Consider the following 18568-nt stretch of genomic DNA (forward strand, 5'->3'; position numbering starts at 1 on the left):
GGGGGGTGTCGGTGCACCTCCCCCGACAACGGCACGGAGAGCGCGGCGAAGCGGTTCATCGCGGCTCCGTACTTCTCCCAGACGCCGTTTCACGTCCGTCCGGCCGAACCCGGTCCCCCGAACTCATTGAACAGCGGGGATGATCAGCGATAACTTCCAGGTCATGTACGCGACTGGATGCGTCCCGTGTCCGGTCGACCGGTACGGATGATGTGGAGACCCCATGGCTCACCTGGGATCCAGACGGACGCGCGCACTGTCGTTGCCCGTCGGATTGGCACTCACGGCTTCGCTCGGCTTCCTGCCGACTGCGGCCGCCTCTGCCGCACCCCTGGACGCGCAGCCCACGGCTGCGGTGTCGACGGACGGCCCGAAGCTCTCGTACGTGGTCAACACGCGGGGCAACCACGGGACCGTCAAGCAGGTGAAGAAGGCGATAGCCGCAGCCGGCGGCACGGTGGTGGTCGCCTACGAGCAGATAGGCGTCATCGTCGTCCACTCGCAGAACCCGGACTTCGCGCAGTCGATCCGCCGGGTCAAGGGTGTCGATTCGGCCGGGGCCACCCGCACCAACCCGATCGTTCCCCAGGCCACCACGGACACCGGGGTCGAGCAGCCGCTGACCGCCGCGCAGGCCAAGGCCGCGTCGGCCGAGGCGACGGGCGACCAGGATCCGATGGAACCCCTGCAGTGGGATCTGCCCGCCATCAAGGCGGACCAGGCGCACAAGCGGACGCTCGGCAGCAGCAAGGTCACGGTCGCGGTCATCGACACGGGTGTCGACGACACCCACCCGGACCTGGCGCCGAACTTCGACCGCAAGGCGTCGGCGAGCTGCGTCTCCGGGGCGCCGGACACCACGGACGGGGCCTGGCGTTCGGCGCCGACCGAGAGCAACCACGGCACGCACGTCGCGGGCACCATCGCCGCCGCGAAGAACGGCGTAGGGGTGACGGGTGTCGCCCCGGGCGTCAAGGTCGCCGGCATCAAGGTGGCGAACCCGGACGGCTTCTTCTACACCGAGTCGATCGTCTGCGGCTTCGTCTGGGCCGCCGAGCACGGTGTCGATGTCACCAACAACAGCTATTACACCGACCCGTGGATGTTCAACTGCAAGAACGACCCGGACCAGGGCGCCCTGGTCGAGGCCGTCACGCGCGCCACGCGGTACGCGGAGAGCAAGGGCACGGTCAACATCGCCTCGGCCGGCAACAGCAGCTTCGACCTGGCCTCCGACGCGATCGAGGACACCACCAGTCCGAACGACACCTCGGCCGTCACCCGGACGATCAACCCGCGTGAGTGCCTCGACATCCCGGTGCAGCTGCCGGGCGTCGTGACGGTCTCCGCGACCGGTGCCAAGGGCCTGAAGGCCTCGTACTCGAACTACGGGAACGGCGTCATCGACGTCGCGGCCCCGGGCGGCGACTCCACGGTCTACCAGACGCCCGCCCCGCCGGCCACGAGCGGCCTGATCCTGTCCACGCTGCCGGACGGCAAGTACGGCTACAAGGCCGGCACGTCGATGGCCTCCCCGCATGTCGCGGGTGTCGCGGCCCTGATCAAGTCGACGCACCCGCACGCCTCGGCGGCCGCGGTGAAGGCGCTGCTGAGCGCCGAGGCCGACGCCACCGCGTGCGGTGCCCCGTACGACATCAACGGTGACGGCAAGATCGACGCCGTCTGCGAGGGCGACAAGAACCGCAACGGCTTCTACGGCGCCGGTGTGGTGAACGCGCTGAACGCGGTCCGCTGGTAGTCGGAACGCGGCGCGGCGGGAGGGCCGGTCCGCAGGCTTGACGCTGTTGGTACCAACGGCGTCCGGAGTCTCCGGCCGGCCCTTCCGCCGCCTTTCCCCGGCCCGGCCGGGCCGCTGCCGCGCCGTCCCCGGGGGACCTTCCTGGCTGGTGACACTCAGTGCCATAGTGCGGGGATGAATCACGCACCTCTGTCCGGCACCGAGCAGGCCTGGGCGGCGCTCGGCGGTGGCCCCGCGCTCCTCGCGCACATCGGGTCTTCGGCGCGCCTCGGGTCTTCCGCAAGCCTCGGGACGGGCGGCTCCGACGCGCTGCTTCCCGCCCGGCTGCCCGTCATGGAGCTGGCCCGTTCCGCCGTCGCGGTCTGTTCGCTGGCCGCCGCCGAACTGGCCGCGCGCCGCACCGGACACCCCGTGCCCCGGGTGCGGATCGACGACGGCGCGGTGGCCACGGCATTCACCAGCGAGCGCCATCTGCGGATCGACGGGCGCGCGGCGACCACCTTCGCCCCGCTGTCCCGGTTCTGGCGCACCGCCGACGGCTGGGTACGCACGCACGCCAACTACCCGCACCACCGGGCCCGGCTGCTCGCCACGCTGGGGCTGCCCGCAAACACCCCGGACGACCTCGCCGTGGACACCGCCACCTCCTCGTTCGCCGGGCGCCCGAGCGACGAGATCGAGCGGACGGTGTACGCGTCGGGCGGCCTGGCCGTGGCCGCCCGTACGCCCGGTCAGTGGGCGGCCGATCCTCGGGGCGCGGCGCTCGCGGGCACACCGCTGGTGGGCAGGGACCGCATCGACCATGCGACGGTGCGCCGGACCGCGGCGCTCACCTGTGAACCGCTGCTGCCTGCCGCCGGGTTGCGCGTGCTGGACCTCACCCGGGTCATCGCGGGGCCGGTCGCCACCCGTACGCTCGCGCTGCTCGGCGCGGACGTCCTGCGGATCGACGCCCCGCAGCTGCCGGAGAGCCCGGACGCGCACAGCGACACCGGTTTCGGGAAGCGGTCGGTGGAACTGGATCTCGCCGGCCGCTCCGGCAGGGCCGCCTTCGACGGGCTGCTGGCCGACGCGGACGTGGTCGTCGTCGGCTACCGGCCCGGTTCGGTCGAGCGGTTCGGGCTGACGCCCCGGTCCCTGGCCGCGCGCAGGCAGGGGCTGGTGATCGGGCGGCTCTCGGCCTGGGGGCACGGTCCGTGGGCGCGGCGGCGCGGCTTCGACAGCCTGGTCCAGGTGGCCACCGGCATCGCGTCCGTCGAGGCCGCCGGGCCCGGGGGCCGGCCCGGGGCTCTGCCCGCCCAGGCGCTCGACCACGGCACCGGCTATCTGCTGGCCGCGGCCGTGATGCGGGCGCTGTCCGAGCAGCACGACGAGGGCGGCTCCCGGCTGGTCACGCTCTCGCTCGCCCGCACCGCCGCCTGGCTGCTCGACGAACTCCCGGCCCGCCGGGAAACGGACGCGGACGCGGAGGCGGACACGGCGGCGGACGCAGCTGCGGATCCGTCGTACGACCCGGAGAAGTGGCTCACGGAGACGGACAGCCCCTTGGGCCGGCTGCGGCACGCGCTGCCGCCGGTCGCCTTCGACGGCTCCCCCGCCGACTGGTCGCGCCCGCCCGGCCCGCTGGGGGCGGACGCGACTGCCTGGCTCACGGCTTGATGAGCACCTTCAGCGCCGTACGCTCGTCCATCGCCTTGTAGCCGGCCGGGACGTCGTCGAGACCGACGGTCAGGTCGAAGACGGGCGAGGGGTCGATCGTGCCGGCCAGGATGTCGGGGAGCAGCTCCGGGATGTACGTGCGCACGGGGGCGACGCCGCCGCGCAGGGCGATGTTCCGGTCGAACATGACGCCGAGATCCAGGCCGGTGCCGCTGCCGTGGGGCACGCCGACGTAGCCGATGGAGCCGCCGTCGCGGGTGATCCCGACCGCGGTGCGCATCGACTGCTCGGTGCCGACTGCCTCGATCACGGCCTGTGCGCCCTCGCCGCCGAGCAGTTCCCGTACGGCTTCGACGGCCGCCTCGCCGCGTTCGGCGACGACGTCCGTGGCGCCGAAGGCGCGGGCGATGTCCGTGCGTGCCCGATGGCGGCCGAGCGCGATGATCCGCTCGGCGCCGAGCCGCTTGGCGGCCATGACGCCGCAGAGCCCGACCGCCCCGTCACCGACGACCGCGACCGTGGAGCCGGGCTTCACGCCCGCGCCGACGGCGGCGTGGTGTCCGGTGCCGAGCACGTCGGACAGGGCGAGGAGCGCGGTGAGCAGGTGGTCGTCGGCGGCCGCGGCGGCGGGGAGCTTGATCAGCGTGCCGTCGGCGTACGGGACGCGCACGGCCTCGCCCTGCCCGCCGTCGGAGCCGACCGAGCCCCAGAACCCGCCCTGCGGGCAGGAGGTCGTCAGCCCCTCGGCGCAGTAGGCGCAGGTGCCGTCGGACCAGACGAACGGGGCGACGACCAGGTCACCGACGGCGAAGCCGGCCACCTCGGAACCCGCCTCCTCGACGATCCCGAGGAACTCGTGCCCGATACGCTGGCCCGGCTGCCGGGCCGACTCGCCCCGGTACGCCCACAGGTCGCTGCCGCAGATGCAGGCCCGCAGGACCCGCAGCACCACGTCGGTGGGCTGCTGGACCGTGGGGTCGGGTACCTCCTGCACACGTATGTCGTGGGGGGCGTGGATGACGGTGGCGCGCATGCGTGGGGGTCCTTGCCGTTCTCAGCTGCTGGTACTCCGTTCACGGTACGCCCCGGGGGTGACACCGCCCCGTTTCGGCCCTGGTGCGAGCGCTCCGACGGTCAGCAGGAACTGCGCCGCGATGTAGGTGAGCATGATCCAGAAGTCGGGGACGGGCAGCTGCGGCCAGTCCGCGATGCCGGTGGCGATCAGCGCGTCGGAGAGCAGGAAGAGCGCCCCGCCGGCGGCCGCGTACCGCCCGAGCGTGCCGGCCCGGAACGCCATCGCCGTGAGCAGCAGGCTGTAGCCGGTCACCGGGATCCGCAGGTCGGCGGGGAGTCCGGGCCAGAGCAGCACGACGAAGACGGTCAGGACGACGGCGTACGCGATCCCGGCGGGCAGCGAACCGCGCGCCCGTCCGAAGAGCCACAGGTAGCAGACGTGACCCGCGGCGAAGGAGCCCATCCCGATGAGGAAGGCGGGATCGGCGTCGGCCAGCAGGAACGTGTCGCCGCCCCAGCCGAACAGCAGCGCCGCGACGAGCAGCCGGGGCCCGCGCCGGGCGGCGGCGTACCCCGCCAGCAACGGCATCAGCAGCGGCTTGGCGACCAGGTGGGCGGCCGGGACGTCGGCGAGCAGACCGACGAGGTCGACGGCCGAGGCCACGAGGAAGGCGATGAGCAGCGGGCGTACGAGGCGCTCCCGCCGGTCCGGTACGGCGTCCGCGCTCATCCGGCGCTCTCCTGGGCGTGGGCCGCCTTACGGGCTGCCGTTCCGGCCGGCTGCCAGCCGGGCCCGCGGAAGATCCGCCCGGCCCGCTCGCTCCAGCTGCCCGCCGACCGCACGTCACGGGCGATGGCGGCGTACTCGTGGGTGGCGACACGGAGCGGATTGAAGGTGTCGATGTTCTTGGTGAGCCCGAACACGGGCCGCTCGGTCTCGGCGGTGAAGGACCCGAAGAACCGGTCCCACAGGATCAGGATGCCGCCGAAGTTCCGGTCCAGGTAGCCGCCCTGCGAGGCGTGGTGCACCCGGTGGTGGGAGGGCGTGTTCAGTACGTACTCGAAGGGCCGGGGGAGCTTGTCGACGCGCTCCGTGTGCACCCAGAACTGGTAGACGAGGTTCGCCGACGAGCAGAAGGCGAGCGCCGCCGGGTGGACTCCGCACGCGATCATCGGCAGGTAGAACGGCCAGACGGTCAGCGAGGTCCAGGGCTGGCGCAGCGCGGTGGAGAGGTTGAACTTCCGGCTGGAGTGGTGGACCACGTGGCAGGCCCAGAGGATCCGGATGACGTGGTGGCCGCGGTGCGACCAGTAGTAGAAGAAGTCCTGCGCGAGCAGCATCAGCAGGACGGTCCACCAGAGCACAGGGACGCGGAGCGGGGTCAGCTCGTAGACCGCGGTGTAGATCGCGACGATGGGCACTTTCCACAGCAGGTCGAAGACCAGGCTGCCCAGCCCCATGGTGATGCTGGTGACGGCGTCCTTCGCCTCGTACCCGGCGGCGTCCTCGTCGGGATGGAAGTGGTGGAGGGCCATTTCCAGAACAGTGAGCAGGACAAAGGCCGGTATGGACCAGAGCACTACATCGGGCAGGTTCGTCGGCATGCCTGCACCGTAGAGCCGCAGGTCGGCCCGGGACTAGACGTAGTTACCAACAAGTATGCGAGACGCGGTGTCAGCAGTCTTTGGTGACTTCTGCCAACAGCCGCGCCGTACGATCCCTGCGTCGAGCTTGCCCTGGGGAACGAACTGCCTTGCAGGGGACGGAGGTTGCGCCGGTCCGACTGACGGCGACGGTGATCGGCACGGTGACCAGGTCGCTGGTCACGCCGGGGCCCGGCGCGGGCCCGGTCCCGGCTCCGGTGCGCCCTCTCCCTCGCCCGGCGAAGCCGGACCGGCCGGCGCGGGTGCTCGGCGACCGGCTGACGGACTCCTGCGCCGGACTGCCGGAGCACGAGCGGCCGGCCGCCGTGGAGGCGGTGCGGGACGCCTTCGCGGCGGCGGGCGAGCTGACGGCGGACCGGCTGTTCGCCGTGACCTGGATCCGGGGCGGCCGGCCGCCGAGCTGCCACCGCCCGCCGCGGGCCTCTCGGAACGCGCGGCCGGCTGCACGGGGAGCTGCTCGGCCGGTGCTGCGCGCACGTCGTGGGCCCTCAGACCCCCACCGCCCCCAGCAACTCCCCCGCCCCATAGGTCACCGCCATCGCCAACGCTCCCCCAGCCATGTTCCGCAGCACCGCCGGCCCCACCCGCGCCTCGCCCAGGCGGGCGCTCCACCATCCGGTGAGGGCCAGCGCCGCCAGTACCGACAGCACGGTCACCAGGAGCCGCAGCGACGACGGGGGCAGCACGATCGCCAGCAGCGGCAGCAGCGCGCCGACCGTGAATGCCAGGAAGCTCGCCTCCGCCGCGTGCCACGGGTTCGTCAGCTCGTCCGGGTCGATGCCCAGCTCCACCACCGCGTGGGCGCGCAGCGCATCGCGTTCGGTGAGCTGGAGGGCCGCCTCCCGGGCGACTTCGCGGCTCAGGCCCTTGCCCTCCAACAGGCCGGTCAGCTCGACCAGTTCCGCCTCGGGGGTCTCCCTCAGCTCTCGCTTCTCCGTCGCCAGCGCGGCCATCTCCGAATCGCGCTGGGTGGATACCGACACGTACTCGCCCACGGCCATCGACATGGAGCCGGCCAGCAGTCCGGCGAGGCCCGCCGTGAGCAGGGTGCCGCGGTCGCCGGTGGCACCGGCCACGCCGACGACCAGGCCCGCGGTGGAGACGACCCCGTCGTTGGCGCCGAGGACCGCGGCACGCAGCCAGTTCAGCCGCGTGCCGAGGCCATTGCCGTGCGGTTCGTCGTGCGCCTGGGTATCCGTCACCCCGGGATGGTCTCACTCCGCCCGGTCACCGGACGCGTACCGACACCACGCTCAGCACTGTGGTGTCGGCGTGAGCGACCGGACATCACCTGCCGGTATGCGCTGCAACTTCCCCTTGCCGCCGGTCTTGACGGTCACCGCGTCGCCATTGCTCAGCACCAGTTCGCCGCATGTGATGCCGACGGGTGTCGAGACCAGGACCTTCGGCCCGGCAGTCTTCTCGTCCTTGGCCGCTTCGGCCGGCACGACCCAGGAGACCGCGATGGCCGCCACGATCGCCGACAGTCCGACGACCGAGCAGCGCCGCGCCGCGGTCAGTGCGTCGTGGGTGTGCTCGACCTCGTCCATCACTGCAGACAGCAGCTTGTCCCCGCTCAGCCACATACGCTGCCCGAGCTGACCGTGCGCGGCACGCACCGCGACGAGCGCCGCGGTGAGCAGCAGAGCGAACGCCAGGACGAGGAGCGCCGCCGTCGTCCAGCGCCATGTCGCGGGCATGCCCGCGACGCTTTCGCGGCCCTTGAGGACGAAGACGACGCCGACGAGCCCTGTCAGTGCCGTGAGCCCGTTCCGCCAGCCCTCGGCCTGTTTCCGTACGGCGGTGAGCTGTTCGAGCTGGAGCTGCTGGCCGAGCTGCGCGAACCTCTTCCTCGTCAGATCGGTCATGGCACCGGCACGTCCCAGAACGCGCCGCAGCCGGTGTCCGGCAATTCGGACGGCCGGTCCGGATGCGGGAATCCGCACTGGCAGTAGACCAGGATGCTGCCGGTGAGCCGCTCCGGTGCGCGCCGTCGGCCTTTGTACGGGCCGAGTACGCCGTACGCCACCCGGAAAACACTGCTCGCGTGGCAGTTCGGGCAGGGGCCCGTGACCGTGTACCAGCGGCCGTCGGCGGAGAGCGCGACGGTGGGGCTGCCGGCCGGTGCGAGCTCCTGTTCCCGGAACGGTGTCAGATCGTGGGCCGGGGGCATCCGGTGCTCCTTTCGTTCGCCGCCGCGCGGTACGGCTCCGCGGGCGGTGTCGGTGCCGGGGCGTCGGGGTACGTGTCGGGCACTTCCAGGCCGAACACTCCCGCGTACAGCTTGAGCCGCTCGACGACTGCGGCGGTGGTCCATTCGAGTTCCCGTGCGCTGACGGCGATCCGCTCGCCGGAGACCCGGCCACCGAGCGCCGGGGCGCGGCCGGTGTACTCCTCGGTGAGCAGGATCAGATCCTGCCACAGCGGGATCCCGGAGAACTCCGGCCGTTCGGCGAGCAGTTCGACCCCGAAGGGACGGTAGAGCGCGAGCCGGTCCCAGGCCCGGCCCATCGGCCAGCCGAAGCGCGCGGCGACCCGCAGGAGATCAACGGGGCCGACCGGCCGGTCGCCGGCCAGGTCGTCGAGGAACATCGCCGTGTCGTGCTGCGTGGGACGCCACTTGGCCCACTCCGCGGCGGCCATGTCGTCCTGGGGCTTCCATGGACTGCCGAGCACGGCGAACCGGCTCAGCTCCCGCACGCTGTCTCCGAGCGTGCCCTCCCTGCTCCGGGCGTGCTGCACCAGCTTGGCGACATCGGGCCCCGGCAGCCAGCGCACCCCCTCCGGCGTCCACTCGCAGCTGGCTTCCACGTCCGCCACGCTGACCCGCGCCTCGGCCAGGTCATCGGGCAGGGGCAGCATCTCCGGTTCCACACCCAGCAACGGGGCCATCTCGGCGAGTCTGGCATACACCGCTCCGAGCGGCAGAGCACGCGCGGCGGCCGCCAGCACGGCGTACGCCGAATCCAGGCGGGTCGGGCCGCCCATGTCTTTCAGCCACGTCAGATCCCACGTCCATGGCATGAGGAGTCCCATGCCGTCGGGCGGAGCGGTCAGCCAGCGGTCGACGAGCCCCGGGGCAGCCGCGTCCACCAGACCGGACTCCGCAAGGCTCGTCAGCGCCCCGACGATATCGGTGGTATCCGCCAGGGACCTGCGTACGTTGATGGCGATCTCGGCGAGCGGCGCCAGATGGGGTGACACCCATTCACGCCCCTCGTACCATCCATACCTTTCGACGGACAGGGTGGGCTCCGCCACCAGCGCGGACTCCAGTTTGGTGAAGCTCCTGTCCTTCAGACCGTCCAGGTCGGGAAGGCTCAGTTCCTTCGACTCGAACCACGGGGCGAAGCGCTCGTAGACCTCCCCCACCGTCGTCGATGTCCTGGCAGCGGCCAGTGCCCAGAATCGCGGGGACGGGCCGTGCTTCTGCCAGTGCCTGTACTCGAACGCGGCTTCCACGTCTGCGAACATCCGCATGACGTCGAAGCTGCCCTCGAACTCGGCCATCTCTGCGTCCGCGGACATCCCGAGCCACCCGTACCGGCGGATCACCTGCTCGTACTCCTCTGCGGAGGGTGGTTCGTCGAGCCGGAGCGGGCGTTCGTCCCCGGCGAATTCGGGGTGCAGGCGCAGCACCTGGATCTCCCGCTTCGTCGCGACCGCGTCGGCGTCCGCCGGAACGGCGCCGAGATCCAGGCCCAGCGGCTCCAGCGGAAATCCGGCGGCGCTGAACCGTTCGGCCCGCGCCAGCGCTTCCCGCCAAGGGAGCCCCGCCCGCAGAGAGAAGTCATTCAGCACGGACAGCACAGGGGCGCGCTCCGGCTCCGCGTCCTCGGCGTTGCTCGCCCACGTCCTGATCGACGACTTACTGAACAGCCGACTGTCCGTGAGCAACTCGCAGTCCACGGAATCGAGTTCCATCGCATACGCGGCATCGAGGTCGGGAACGACAGGAACACGGACGCCGGCGATGGCGTATCTGCGCAGCCTGTGGAGCAGCCCGGCAAAGGTCGTGGGCCGGTCCCCGGGCCGCGGCACCACGGCCTCTTCGAGGTAGATGCGGCTGCCGTAGTCTCCAGCGGCCATCCCGCTCTCCCACGGCAACGGCTGCGGATATCCCGCCAGCGATTGGGGCGCCGGCACGTTCGCGAATTCGTCGTCCACGGGGATGCGGACGGAACGCAGAGCGGCCACCCGCCATGCCACCAGCCCGGGCGGTGCCGATCCGAGGGTGCCGTGCCGACCGTCCCGGGGCTTCGTGCCCGTATGCAGCACAACGTCCACCGGAAGGCAGCCGACCCCGCGCAGAGACACCCCCGCGCCCCGGTCCCAGCTGGTCGTGCTGGCCACCACGGCGTCCGCTTCGAGGAGCCTGTTGACGAGCAGTTGCGCGCCGCCTCGATGGGCGTGCGCGAAGTTCCACAACCACTCCACACTGAACCAGGACGGGAGGTCCATGTGCTCGGCGAGTTCACGGACATGCCGCGACACCCAGTCCTTGTCGAACTCGAGAATTCTCGTTCTGCTGGTGTCCAGGTCCGGGGAGTGCGTCTCCCTGAGATCGACCACGCACCCGTACATCGGTTCGTCCCCGATCACGAGACGCGCGCTGAACGACCTGGCCGCCTCCGCGTCGCGCTTGCCCGTCGGCGTCCAGATCCCGTCGACGAGCAGACAGCCCGGTCCGGGCACCCACCACACGTTCCGGTCGGCCCGGACCGGGCTCGCGCTGTCCCCGTCGTAGTAGAGGACGTCCTTCTCCCACTCCTTGACCACGGCGCCGCTCCGCTCCACCCGCATGGTGTAGTCGCAGAGCCATACCCGCTTGGCCAGTTCGTCCGCCACGTCGATCGCGTCGCTGTTGAGATAGAGCCGCACCCGGGTCCCGCCTCCCGGCTGGGCGGCGTCGCTCTCCTTGATGCGGAAGAGGCTTCCGCTAGACGCGATGTCCACCCGCAGCCCGCGCCCGGATTCCGGGCGGCCGAACTCGTCCGTCACCCGGGTCCAGATGCTGATCTCGTCGGCCAGCATGAAGTAGCTGAACACACCGATGCCGAAGCGGCTGTTCGGATAGAGCCTGAGGTCCTTGTCGACCGCGCGCCAGCGGGCCTGTTCCCTCCGGTACTCCCTGGACTGCTCGAACCGGCGGCCCGCACGCGAGAAGGTGCTCCGCAGCGCGGCCTGGCCCATTCCCACGCCGTTGTCCTCGCACTCCACGTACGGGCGGCCGTCGTCGTCGACACCTTGCCGGAATACGATCTCGCCGTCCCAGCCCTGCCGGATGCCCCCTTTCAGCTCGCCGTAGCGCACGCGGGCCCTGCGGTAGCGGCAGGCGTCGAGGGCGTTCTGGTAGAGCTCGCGCAGGGCCAGGGCGCGGTCGCCGTACAGCTGGGACCCCATGAGGAGTTCACGCATCTCGTCCTCGGCGAGGCTGAAGCGCATGAGCGGCAGTCCGTAGGCGTCGCCACGGCCGGCAGGGCGCAGTTTGTGGCAGGTCACGCGTTCGGGAAGATGGGTGAGCGGTCCTCCGGCCTCGCCCGGCGAGAGGTGCTGCTTGATGTGCTGCACGGCGTCGTCGGCCCAGCCGGTCAGCGTCTCCAGTGCGGCGTGCACGGCAGGGTGCGGGCACGGCAGGTCCAGGTCGACCGAGGCCCCGAGGCGGTCCCTGGACCAGCGCAGTTCCTGGACGCCGGCGACCGCCTGGGCGGGGACGAGGCCGTCCGTGACGCCGACGTTGTCCACCAGGACGCCCGGCATGTCGCGGAGGTCTCCGCCGAGGAGACCCGCGAGGCCGATCAGCCAGGACAGCTCACGCGGTCGCCACCGTTCGGCAGGGCCGGTGCGCGGGACGACTTGTTCCGGGCCCTGCGGCCCCTCGGCGGGTTCGCGTTCCCCGGCGTACGGCTGGGCCGGCACCACGGCGGTCTGGCGGCAGACCCGCATCAGCCCGTCCATGAGCTCCGCGGACCGGGCGGACGCCTCACCGGTGCCGAGCAGGGCGGAGGCGAGCGGGGCGAGCAGGCCCGGCGCGTAGGTGTCCCAGAGCTCTTCGCGCCCCGCGACATGGCGGTGCATCAGCCAGGCGGCGACGGCCCCAGCTTCCTCCTTCGCGCCCCGGCTCGCCAGTTCGCGCCCCTTACGCCAGATCAGCGGATGCGCGGCGAAGGTGTGTTCGAGGTCGATGCGGGCCTCGTCGCCCAGCTCACTCACCGCCGGATCGAGCTGGTACGGACTGGCGGCCGCCGCCTCCTTGACGCCCATCGCGTAGACGGCCTCGCGGACGAACGGCGCGGCCAGGAGCACGGCCAGCTCGGACGGGTCCAGCAGCGGACCGCCGAGGGTCACCGACGGGGCCAGCAGCGCCCGCAGTCCGCTCGCCAGTACCCGTACCGGATAGCCGTCGTCGGCCCAGGGGTCGGGGATCTCGGTCAGTGACTGCGCCCGCAGCCTGGCGCACTCCAGGGCCAGCCGCTCCAGGGCCTTCTGCAGTTCGCTTCTGCGGTCCTCGCCGCACTGGACGGCCGCCCAGAGCTCCGGGTCCCGGATCGCGACCGACCACTCCTCCTGAAGTGTCTTTCCGGTGCAGAGTTCGGTGCCGGCGATGGCCGCGGGGCCGCTCGGTGCGTAGTGCACGGTGGGCCGTTGCTCGTGCTGGGCCGTCCGGGCGAACTCCGCGGTTCTGCGGACGGTGTGGGAGATGACGTCGCTGACGGTCCGCGGGGACGTGTCCGAGGCCAGGGCGTCCGCGAGTGCCCTGGTGAAGTGGCTGCCCAGGAGTTCGTCCGAACCACAGGTCTGGCCCGCCGCGCAGCCGAAGACGACGGCCACCCGGTCCCGCCACGACGGGAAGTTGGTCGCGGGCCCGCCGAACGAGCCCACACCGTCGGGTTGTTGCGCGTCACGGCAGGCGTCGATGGTGAGCAGGACCGTGCCCGCCTTGCAGCCCTTGAGCAGCGTCGTCAGATCGAGGCCGATCAGGCTGTCGGCGTCGACATGCGGCGGATCGGTCGACCAGTTGAGCTGTGCCTCTGAGGGCACGAGGTAGTCGGCGCCGTCGACGGACAGTCCATGGCCGGTGAAGTGGATCAGTACCGTGCCGTCCTCCGGCGCCGTGCAGCAGACCCGGCTGATGGCGCTGACGATCCGGGAACGCAGAGCCGGCCGGTCCGAGGAGAGCCCCAGTGTCTCGACGCTGTATCCCGACGAACGCAGCGCGGCATCCATCAGCTCGACGTCCCGCTGCACGGCTTGGGTCAAGTCCGGGAAATGGTCGCTCAGTTCGTACTGCGGCACAGCGATGAGCAGTGCCTGCCTGCTGTTCCCCACGGCCGTCGCCTCCCCCCGTCGGGCCTGATCGTGCAGATCACCATGCCACAGGTGAACGGCGGCCCGGACGGGGTTCGGCGACCGCGGGTCACCAGACGCGTACCGACCCGCCCGGTGCGAAGGCGGGGCTGGCCGCGCCGGGCGGGACTTCCTTCAGTGGTTCGGCGACCTCCTCGACCGTCGGGCCGGCCTCGTCCGCGATGCGGTCGAGAGCCGCCAGGTCGAAGCCGTAGACGCGGGCCGCGTTGCCGCCGGTCATCGCCGCGACCTCCTCGGGCTCCACGCCCGCGTACGCGATCCGCAGGGCCTCCCGTGTGTACGGGGCGGTGCCCTCGTCGTGCGGGTAGTCGCTGCCCCACATGATCTTGTCGAGACCGATCCGGTCGCGCAGCGGCACCTCGTGGGGGCGCATGAAGCTGGCGCCCACGTAGCAGTTGTCGCGCCAGACCTCGCTGGGGCTCGCGCCCATCGAGGCGGCCAGCCCCGCACCGAACCTGGATTCGGCGGTGGTTGCCCGGGTCGCCGCCGCGACCAGGCGGCCGTGGTAGTAGTCGAGCATCTCGACGACGCCCGGGATCCAGCCGGAGCCCTGCTCGGTGAGGACCAGCTTCAGTCCGGGGTGGCGCCGGAAGGCCCCGCCGAAGATCAGGTGCCACAGCGCCCGGTGGGAGAACCAGGTCGTCTCCACCATGAAGACGGCGCGGGCCGCCGGTTCGTCGCCGAGCGGCGGGGAGGCCGAGCCGCCGTGGTGGTTCACCGGTACGTCCAGTTCCTCGCAGACCGCCCACAGCGGGTCGTACGCCTGCGAGTACAGCTCCGGGACGCCCGAGCCGGGCGGTGCTCCGGGCAGCAGGATGCCGCCGGTGAGGCCCGCCTCCTTGGTGCGGCGGACCTCGCGGACCGCTTCGGCCGGGTCGTTGAGGAGGACCTGTGCCACGCCCGCGCGCCGGCCCGGCGCCTGCGCGCAGAAGTCGGCGAGCCAGCGGTTGTGGGCGCGCAGGCCGGCCCAGCGCTGTTCGTACTCCTGCCGGGAGGGCGCGGGCGCCATCAGCGAGGCGGAGGGGAAGAAGGGCGGGATGGTGTTGGGGAACACGACCTCCGCGACGATGCCGTCCGCCTCCAGTTCGGCGAGCCGGCGCTGCGAGTTCCAGTTGCGGTCGGCGGTGTCGGCGACCAGGTCCTCGTACGGGTTGACGTAGGCCGCCGCCCAGGCGTCGAAGTCGTCGTGGTGCTTCGACTCCAGGTAGGGCCGGTAGTCCAGGAGGTCGGCGCCGGCGTGGCAGTCGGCGGAGATGACGGTGTAGCGCTCGCGGGGCATCAGTCGGCCCCCAGGACCGGGAAGTCATGGCCGGTCAGCCAGTGTCTGCCGGTCTCTCGCGAGCGCGCCCAGGACGCCTCGACCGCCGCCTGGTCGGTGCTCTGGCCCAGGTCGGCGGGGGTGGGGCCGATGCGTTCGGCGATCGGGGCGAGCTTCGCCGTGTCGAAGCGGAACACCTCGGCCGCGGCGAGGCCCAGCATGCGGCGGGTCTCGGCGACGGGGATGTCGTGGAAGGTGTCGCGCAGCCACTGGGCGGTGTTCGGCCAGGTGCCTTCGGGGTGCGGGAAGTCGCTGCCCCACAGGATGTTGTCGACGCCGATCTCGTACCGCTGGGCGAGTTCGCGGCGCTTGGTGTTCGTGGCGCAGATGAAGACCTGCCGGTCAAGGTACTCGTGCGGGGGCCGCTTCAGTTCGGCGAACGGGGAGAGTTTCTTGCCGCCGTGGGCGCCGAGGTAGAGCCGGTCCATGAACCAGAGGAGGTTCGGCAGCCACCAGCAGCCGGACTCGGCGACGCCGAACCTCAGCCCGGGGTGGCGTTCGAAGGCGCCCGACCAGAGCAGGAACCAGAGCGGGCGGGACGGCCACCAGGTGACCTCCGAGACGTAGATCCCGAGGTGGTCGCCGTACTCGTGGCGCGGCGCCGCGCCGGAGTGCGTGACCACGGGCATCCCCGTCTCGGCGGCGGCCGCCCACACGGGGTCGTAACGGCGGTCGTGGTAGGGCGCCTTGTCCACCCACATGGAGGGGATCATCAGCGCACCGAGGCCGGACTCCTTCGCCCGGTGGACCTCCGCCACGACCCGGTCGACCTCACCGGTGACGGGCAGCAGGGCGACCCCGCAGTGGCGTTCGGGGTTCTGCGAGACGAAGTCGGCGAGCCAGCGGTTGTGGGCCTGCGCGCCCGCCATGCCCAGTTCGGGGTCCTGGTCGCCGGAGAGACCGAGGCCGACGCCGAAGGGGGCGGCGGTGCGGCTGTCGACGGCGTCCGCGTCGGGAAAGACGACCTCGGCCGCCACCCCGTCGCCGTCCAGTTCCTTCAGGCGCCGGGCTGCGTCCCAACCGCCCTTCAGGCCTTCCTCGTTGTCGTGGAACCACTTGTCGGCGAACGCCTCGTTGCGCACCCCGAGGCGGGTCATCTCCTCGCGGCGACGGTCGCGCCCGGCGAGGAAGTCGTCGAAGTCCCGGTGGAAGCGGGGGTCGAGATAGGGCCGGTACTCCTCCGTGGGCAGTCCGGCGTGGCAGTCGGAGGAGATGATCAGGTACGGGTCGTCGGTCATCGCTCGCTCCTCAGTCGAGTATGAAACTCTCCAGGTACGACGGGTTGGCCCGCTCCAGCATCGACTGCGACCTGGCGCGGATCTGCCGGTCGCTGTGCTCGCTGTCCGGCAGCATCCAGAAGCGGTCGGCGCGTATCCCGTCCACGACGGTCGCCGCGACGTCCTCCACCGGGGTGAACTCCACCTCGTGGCCCGCCGCCCGCATCGCGGACTCCCACTGGCCGAGGCTGCGGTACGGGGTCCTGCGCGGGCGTTCCTTGGCGTACCGCTCCGGCCGGTTGCGGTGCGACTCCCACAGTCCGGTGCGGAGCATGTGCGGGCCGGGGAAGAGCACCGAGGCGCCGACGGCGACGCCCTCCGCCCTCAGGTGTGCGTACAGCGACTCGGTCATCGTGACGACGGCGGACTTGGTGACCGCGTACACGGAGGCGGTCGGCAGCGGGGCGATCCCGCCGTCGCCGGACGAGGTGTTGACGACGTAGCCGGGGGCGCCGCCCGCGATCATGCGCGGCACGAACGCCTGGATGCCGTGGAAGACGCCCCAGACGTTGACGGCGAACGCCCATTTCCAGTCGTTCGGTTCGTGCTCCCACATCCGGCCCTCGGCCCCTGAGCCGACACCGGCGTTGTTGCACAGCACGTGCACGGCGCCGAAGGTGTCGTACGCGGCCTCGGCCAGGGCCTGCACGGAGTCGCGTTCGGCGACGTCGACGACCCTGGCCAGCACCCGCGCCCCGTCCTGGCGCAGTTCGCCCGCCGCCTTGTCGAGCGCGCCCTCCTCCACGTCGGCGAGGACCACCTTCAGTCCCTCGGCGGCGAACCTGCGTGCCATCGCGAGGCCGATGCCGCTCGCGGCGCCGGTGACGACGGCGACCTGGCCCTCCTCCAGCCTCATCGGGCGCTCCCTTCCGGCGGGCCGTCGTGGATCTGCTGCGGGTCGTCGTAACGCTGGTGGATGTACGGCAGCAGGGCCTTCGCGCTCACCTGCTCCACGGCCCTGCCGCGCTGGTCGCTGGTCTTCTCGCCGATGGTGAGTTCGACCAGCCGCCGTACGGGGAGGTCGGCGACCGGGTCGTACACCGACTCGCGCAGCACCACGTCGCCCGAGAGGCGTTCCAGTCTGCGGACCTTCTCGTGGCGGGTGCAGTGGATCAGTACGGGGTCGGAGTCGAAGCCCTCGCCGTCCACGGCGGGCAGGAACTTGAAGTAGAAGTCGAGTTTGTCGGCCGGTTCGGGCAGGGGGAGCGGTCCGCTCACCGCGCCGCGCACCTCGACGAACTCGATGCCGTGCCGGGCGAGCGCGGCCCGGACGACGAGGCCATCGCGTTCGACGGTCACCTCGCCGAGCTTCTTCGGTTCGCCGAACACCTCGCGGCCGCCGGTCAGCGCCCGTTCATGGGTCATCGGCATGACGAGCGGATACCAGCCCTCGTGGCCGTCGTGGACTGCGGCGACCGCGACGGAGCCGGCGCCGAGCGGGTAGCCGGGGAGTTCGACCGTGCTGATACTGGCCCGGACGAGCGGGCGCCCGGCCGGCTTGAGGGGCGGCGGCAGGACGGCCGCCACCGCGTCGGGGTCGCTCTCCCAGAGGGCCACCACGCCGGTGGACCAGATGTCGGGGAGCTGGGAGCGGGCCGCGCGGGCCGCCGCGATCTCGGCCCCGGTGCGCGCGCCGTACCGTACGCGTGCCATGTCGTACCACCCTTCTCGGTCGTCCGTGAATCGGTCTTTGTCGTTCGGTCTCCGTGTCCCGGTTCTCCGTGCGGGTTCTGTAACACAGTTACACCGACGTCGATGAAGGGTAAATAGGCATGCACGTAACGGAGTTCGAGAATCAAGGAGCGCTGTGGCGCGATCGTCGCTGACCCGCGAAGAGGTCCTGGACACGGCCGCCGCCCTGGTGAAGCGGCACGGGCCGCAGGCCCTCACCATGCGCGCCCTCGCCGCGGAGCTGGGCACCGCGGTCACGTCGATCTACTGGCACGTCGGCAACCGTGAATCACTGCTGGACGCCCTCGTCGAGCGCACCGTGCGCGAAATGGGCACCCTCCGCCCGGCCGGCCGGACACCGGCGGCCCGCATCGTCTCCGTCGCCCGCGGCCTGCGCCGCGAGCTGCGGGCCAGGCCGCACCTGATCGCGATGGTCCACGAACGGGGGCTCACCGAGCGGATGTTCCTGCCCGCGCAACAGGCCCTCGTCCACGAGGTGCACGCCGCGGGGCTGCGCGGGGCGCGGGCGGCGGCGGCGGTGCGGGCGGTGCAGTTCCAGACCGTCGGCTTCCTGCTCGTCGAACGCAACCGGGAACGGTCCCCCGTCCAGTCCCCCGGCGAGGGCGATCTGTGGGCCGCGTCCACCGCGGACGACGACCCGGCGCTGGCCCGCGCGCTGGCCCGGCCGGCCGACCCGGACCGGCTGTTCGCGGATTCCGTACGGGCCCTGGTGGAGGGGCTGCTGGCGGGCCCCGTGCGACAGGGGCCGGGCCGCGGAACCGGGGCGCGGGGGCGGACGGCCGAATAGGAGACTGTCAGTCGCGGCCCGTATTCTCT

General features: G+C 71.7%; 14 protein-coding genes and 1 pseudogene. 4 read left to right on the forward strand and 11 right to left on the reverse strand.

Annotation, left to right across the window (positions count from 1 at the left end; all coding sequences use genetic code 11):
* Window positions 1-223: 223 nt before the first annotated feature.
* Together ACIRJP_RS31045 and ACIRJP_RS31050 are read left to right on the forward strand one after the other, a co-directional pair.
* Window positions 224-1759: a S8 family peptidase gene (locus ACIRJP_RS31045; protein WP_404181194.1), complete on the forward strand. Its 1536-nt coding sequence runs from the start codon at window positions 224-226 to the stop codon at window positions 1757-1759.
* Between the two features lie 174 nt (window positions 1760-1933).
* Window positions 1934-3418, forward strand: coding sequence for a CoA transferase (locus ACIRJP_RS31050; RefSeq protein ID WP_404181197.1), 1485 nt, complete (start codon window positions 1934-1936; stop codon window positions 3416-3418).
* Here ACIRJP_RS31050 and ACIRJP_RS31055 read toward each other — a convergent pair.
* Genes ACIRJP_RS31055 through ACIRJP_RS31065 form a run of 3 tightly spaced genes read right to left on the reverse strand, consistent with a single transcriptional unit; the run spans window position 3408 to window position 6037 of the window.
* On the reverse strand, window positions 3408-4451 hold the full coding sequence (locus ACIRJP_RS31055) for a zinc-dependent alcohol dehydrogenase family protein (protein ID WP_404181200.1): 1044 nt from the start codon (window positions 4449-4451) through the stop codon (window positions 3408-3410). The genes ACIRJP_RS31050 and ACIRJP_RS31055 overlap by 11 nt on opposite strands.
* A gap of 21 nt (window positions 4452-4472) precedes the next feature.
* Window positions 4473-5162, reverse strand: coding sequence for a lysoplasmalogenase (locus ACIRJP_RS31060; protein WP_404181203.1), 690 nt, complete (start codon window positions 5160-5162; stop codon window positions 4473-4475).
* Window positions 5159-6037 carry a sterol desaturase family protein gene (locus ACIRJP_RS31065; protein ID WP_404181206.1) on the reverse strand — a complete coding sequence of 293 codons (879 nt, stop codon included), beginning with the start codon at window positions 6035-6037 and terminating at the stop codon, window positions 5159-5161. Before ACIRJP_RS31065 ends, ACIRJP_RS31060 begins: the two co-directional genes overlap by 4 nt.
* A gap of 203 nt (window positions 6038-6240) precedes the next feature.
* Between ACIRJP_RS31065 and ACIRJP_RS31070 the strand changes: the two are divergent.
* Window positions 6241-6408: pseudogene (locus ACIRJP_RS31070) on the forward strand (hypothetical protein); the annotation flags it as partial.
* Between the two features lie 177 nt (window positions 6409-6585).
* On the opposite strand, the gene ACIRJP_RS31075 reads toward ACIRJP_RS31070, so the two are convergent.
* The 8 genes from ACIRJP_RS31075 to ACIRJP_RS31110 all read right to left on the reverse strand — a co-directional run bounded on the left by ACIRJP_RS31075 (window position 6586) and on the right by ACIRJP_RS31110 (window position 17713).
* Window positions 6586-7299, reverse strand: a complete 714-nt coding sequence (locus ACIRJP_RS31075; RefSeq protein ID WP_404181209.1) for a VIT family protein — start codon at window positions 7297-7299, stop codon at window positions 6586-6588.
* A 51-nt stretch (window positions 7300-7350) separates the two neighbouring features.
* On the reverse strand, window positions 7351-7965 hold the full coding sequence (locus tag ACIRJP_RS31080) for a hypothetical protein (protein WP_404181212.1): 615 nt from the start codon (window positions 7963-7965) through the stop codon (window positions 7351-7353).
* Window positions 7962-8270: a hypothetical protein gene (locus tag ACIRJP_RS31085; RefSeq protein WP_383708679.1), complete on the reverse strand. Its 309-nt coding sequence runs from the start codon at window positions 8268-8270 to the stop codon at window positions 7962-7964. Before ACIRJP_RS31085 ends, ACIRJP_RS31080 begins: the two co-directional genes overlap by 4 nt.
* Window positions 8249-13426: a caspase family protein gene (locus ACIRJP_RS31090; protein ID WP_404181215.1), complete on the reverse strand. Its 5178-nt coding sequence runs from the start codon at window positions 13424-13426 to the stop codon at window positions 8249-8251. The genes ACIRJP_RS31085 and ACIRJP_RS31090 overlap by 22 nt, the downstream gene beginning before the upstream one ends.
* Before the next feature lie 88 nt (window positions 13427-13514).
* The gene (locus ACIRJP_RS31095; RefSeq protein ID WP_404181218.1) at window positions 13515-14744 is read right to left on the reverse strand and encodes an amidohydrolase family protein; all 1230 of its coding nucleotides are present in this window, start codon (window positions 14742-14744) and stop codon (window positions 13515-13517) included.
* The gene (locus tag ACIRJP_RS31100; protein WP_404181221.1) at window positions 14744-16021 is read right to left on the reverse strand and encodes an amidohydrolase family protein; all 1278 of its coding nucleotides are present in this window, start codon (window positions 16019-16021) and stop codon (window positions 14744-14746) included. The genes ACIRJP_RS31095 and ACIRJP_RS31100 overlap by 1 nt, the downstream gene beginning before the upstream one ends.
* Window positions 16022-16031: 10 nt before the next feature.
* Window positions 16032-16916 (reverse strand): SDR family NAD(P)-dependent oxidoreductase, encoded by an 885-nt coding sequence (locus ACIRJP_RS31105; protein WP_404181224.1) that lies wholly within the window; start codon window positions 16914-16916, stop codon window positions 16032-16034.
* On the reverse strand, window positions 16913-17713 hold the full coding sequence (locus ACIRJP_RS31110) for an acetoacetate decarboxylase family protein (protein ID WP_404181227.1): 801 nt from the start codon (window positions 17711-17713) through the stop codon (window positions 16913-16915). Before ACIRJP_RS31110 ends, ACIRJP_RS31105 begins: the two co-directional genes overlap by 4 nt.
* 154 nt (window positions 17714-17867) lie before the next feature.
* Between ACIRJP_RS31110 and ACIRJP_RS31115 the strand changes: the two genes are divergently transcribed.
* Window positions 17868-18539, forward strand: a complete 672-nt coding sequence (locus ACIRJP_RS31115) for a TetR/AcrR family transcriptional regulator (protein WP_404181230.1) — start codon at window positions 17868-17870, stop codon at window positions 18537-18539.
* Window positions 18540-18568: the final 29 nt, after the last annotated feature.

The sequence above is a fragment of the Streptomyces sp. NPDC102437 genome, from assembly GCF_044765565.1.
Classification (GTDB): domain Bacteria; phylum Actinomycetota; class Actinomycetes; order Streptomycetales; family Streptomycetaceae; genus Streptomyces.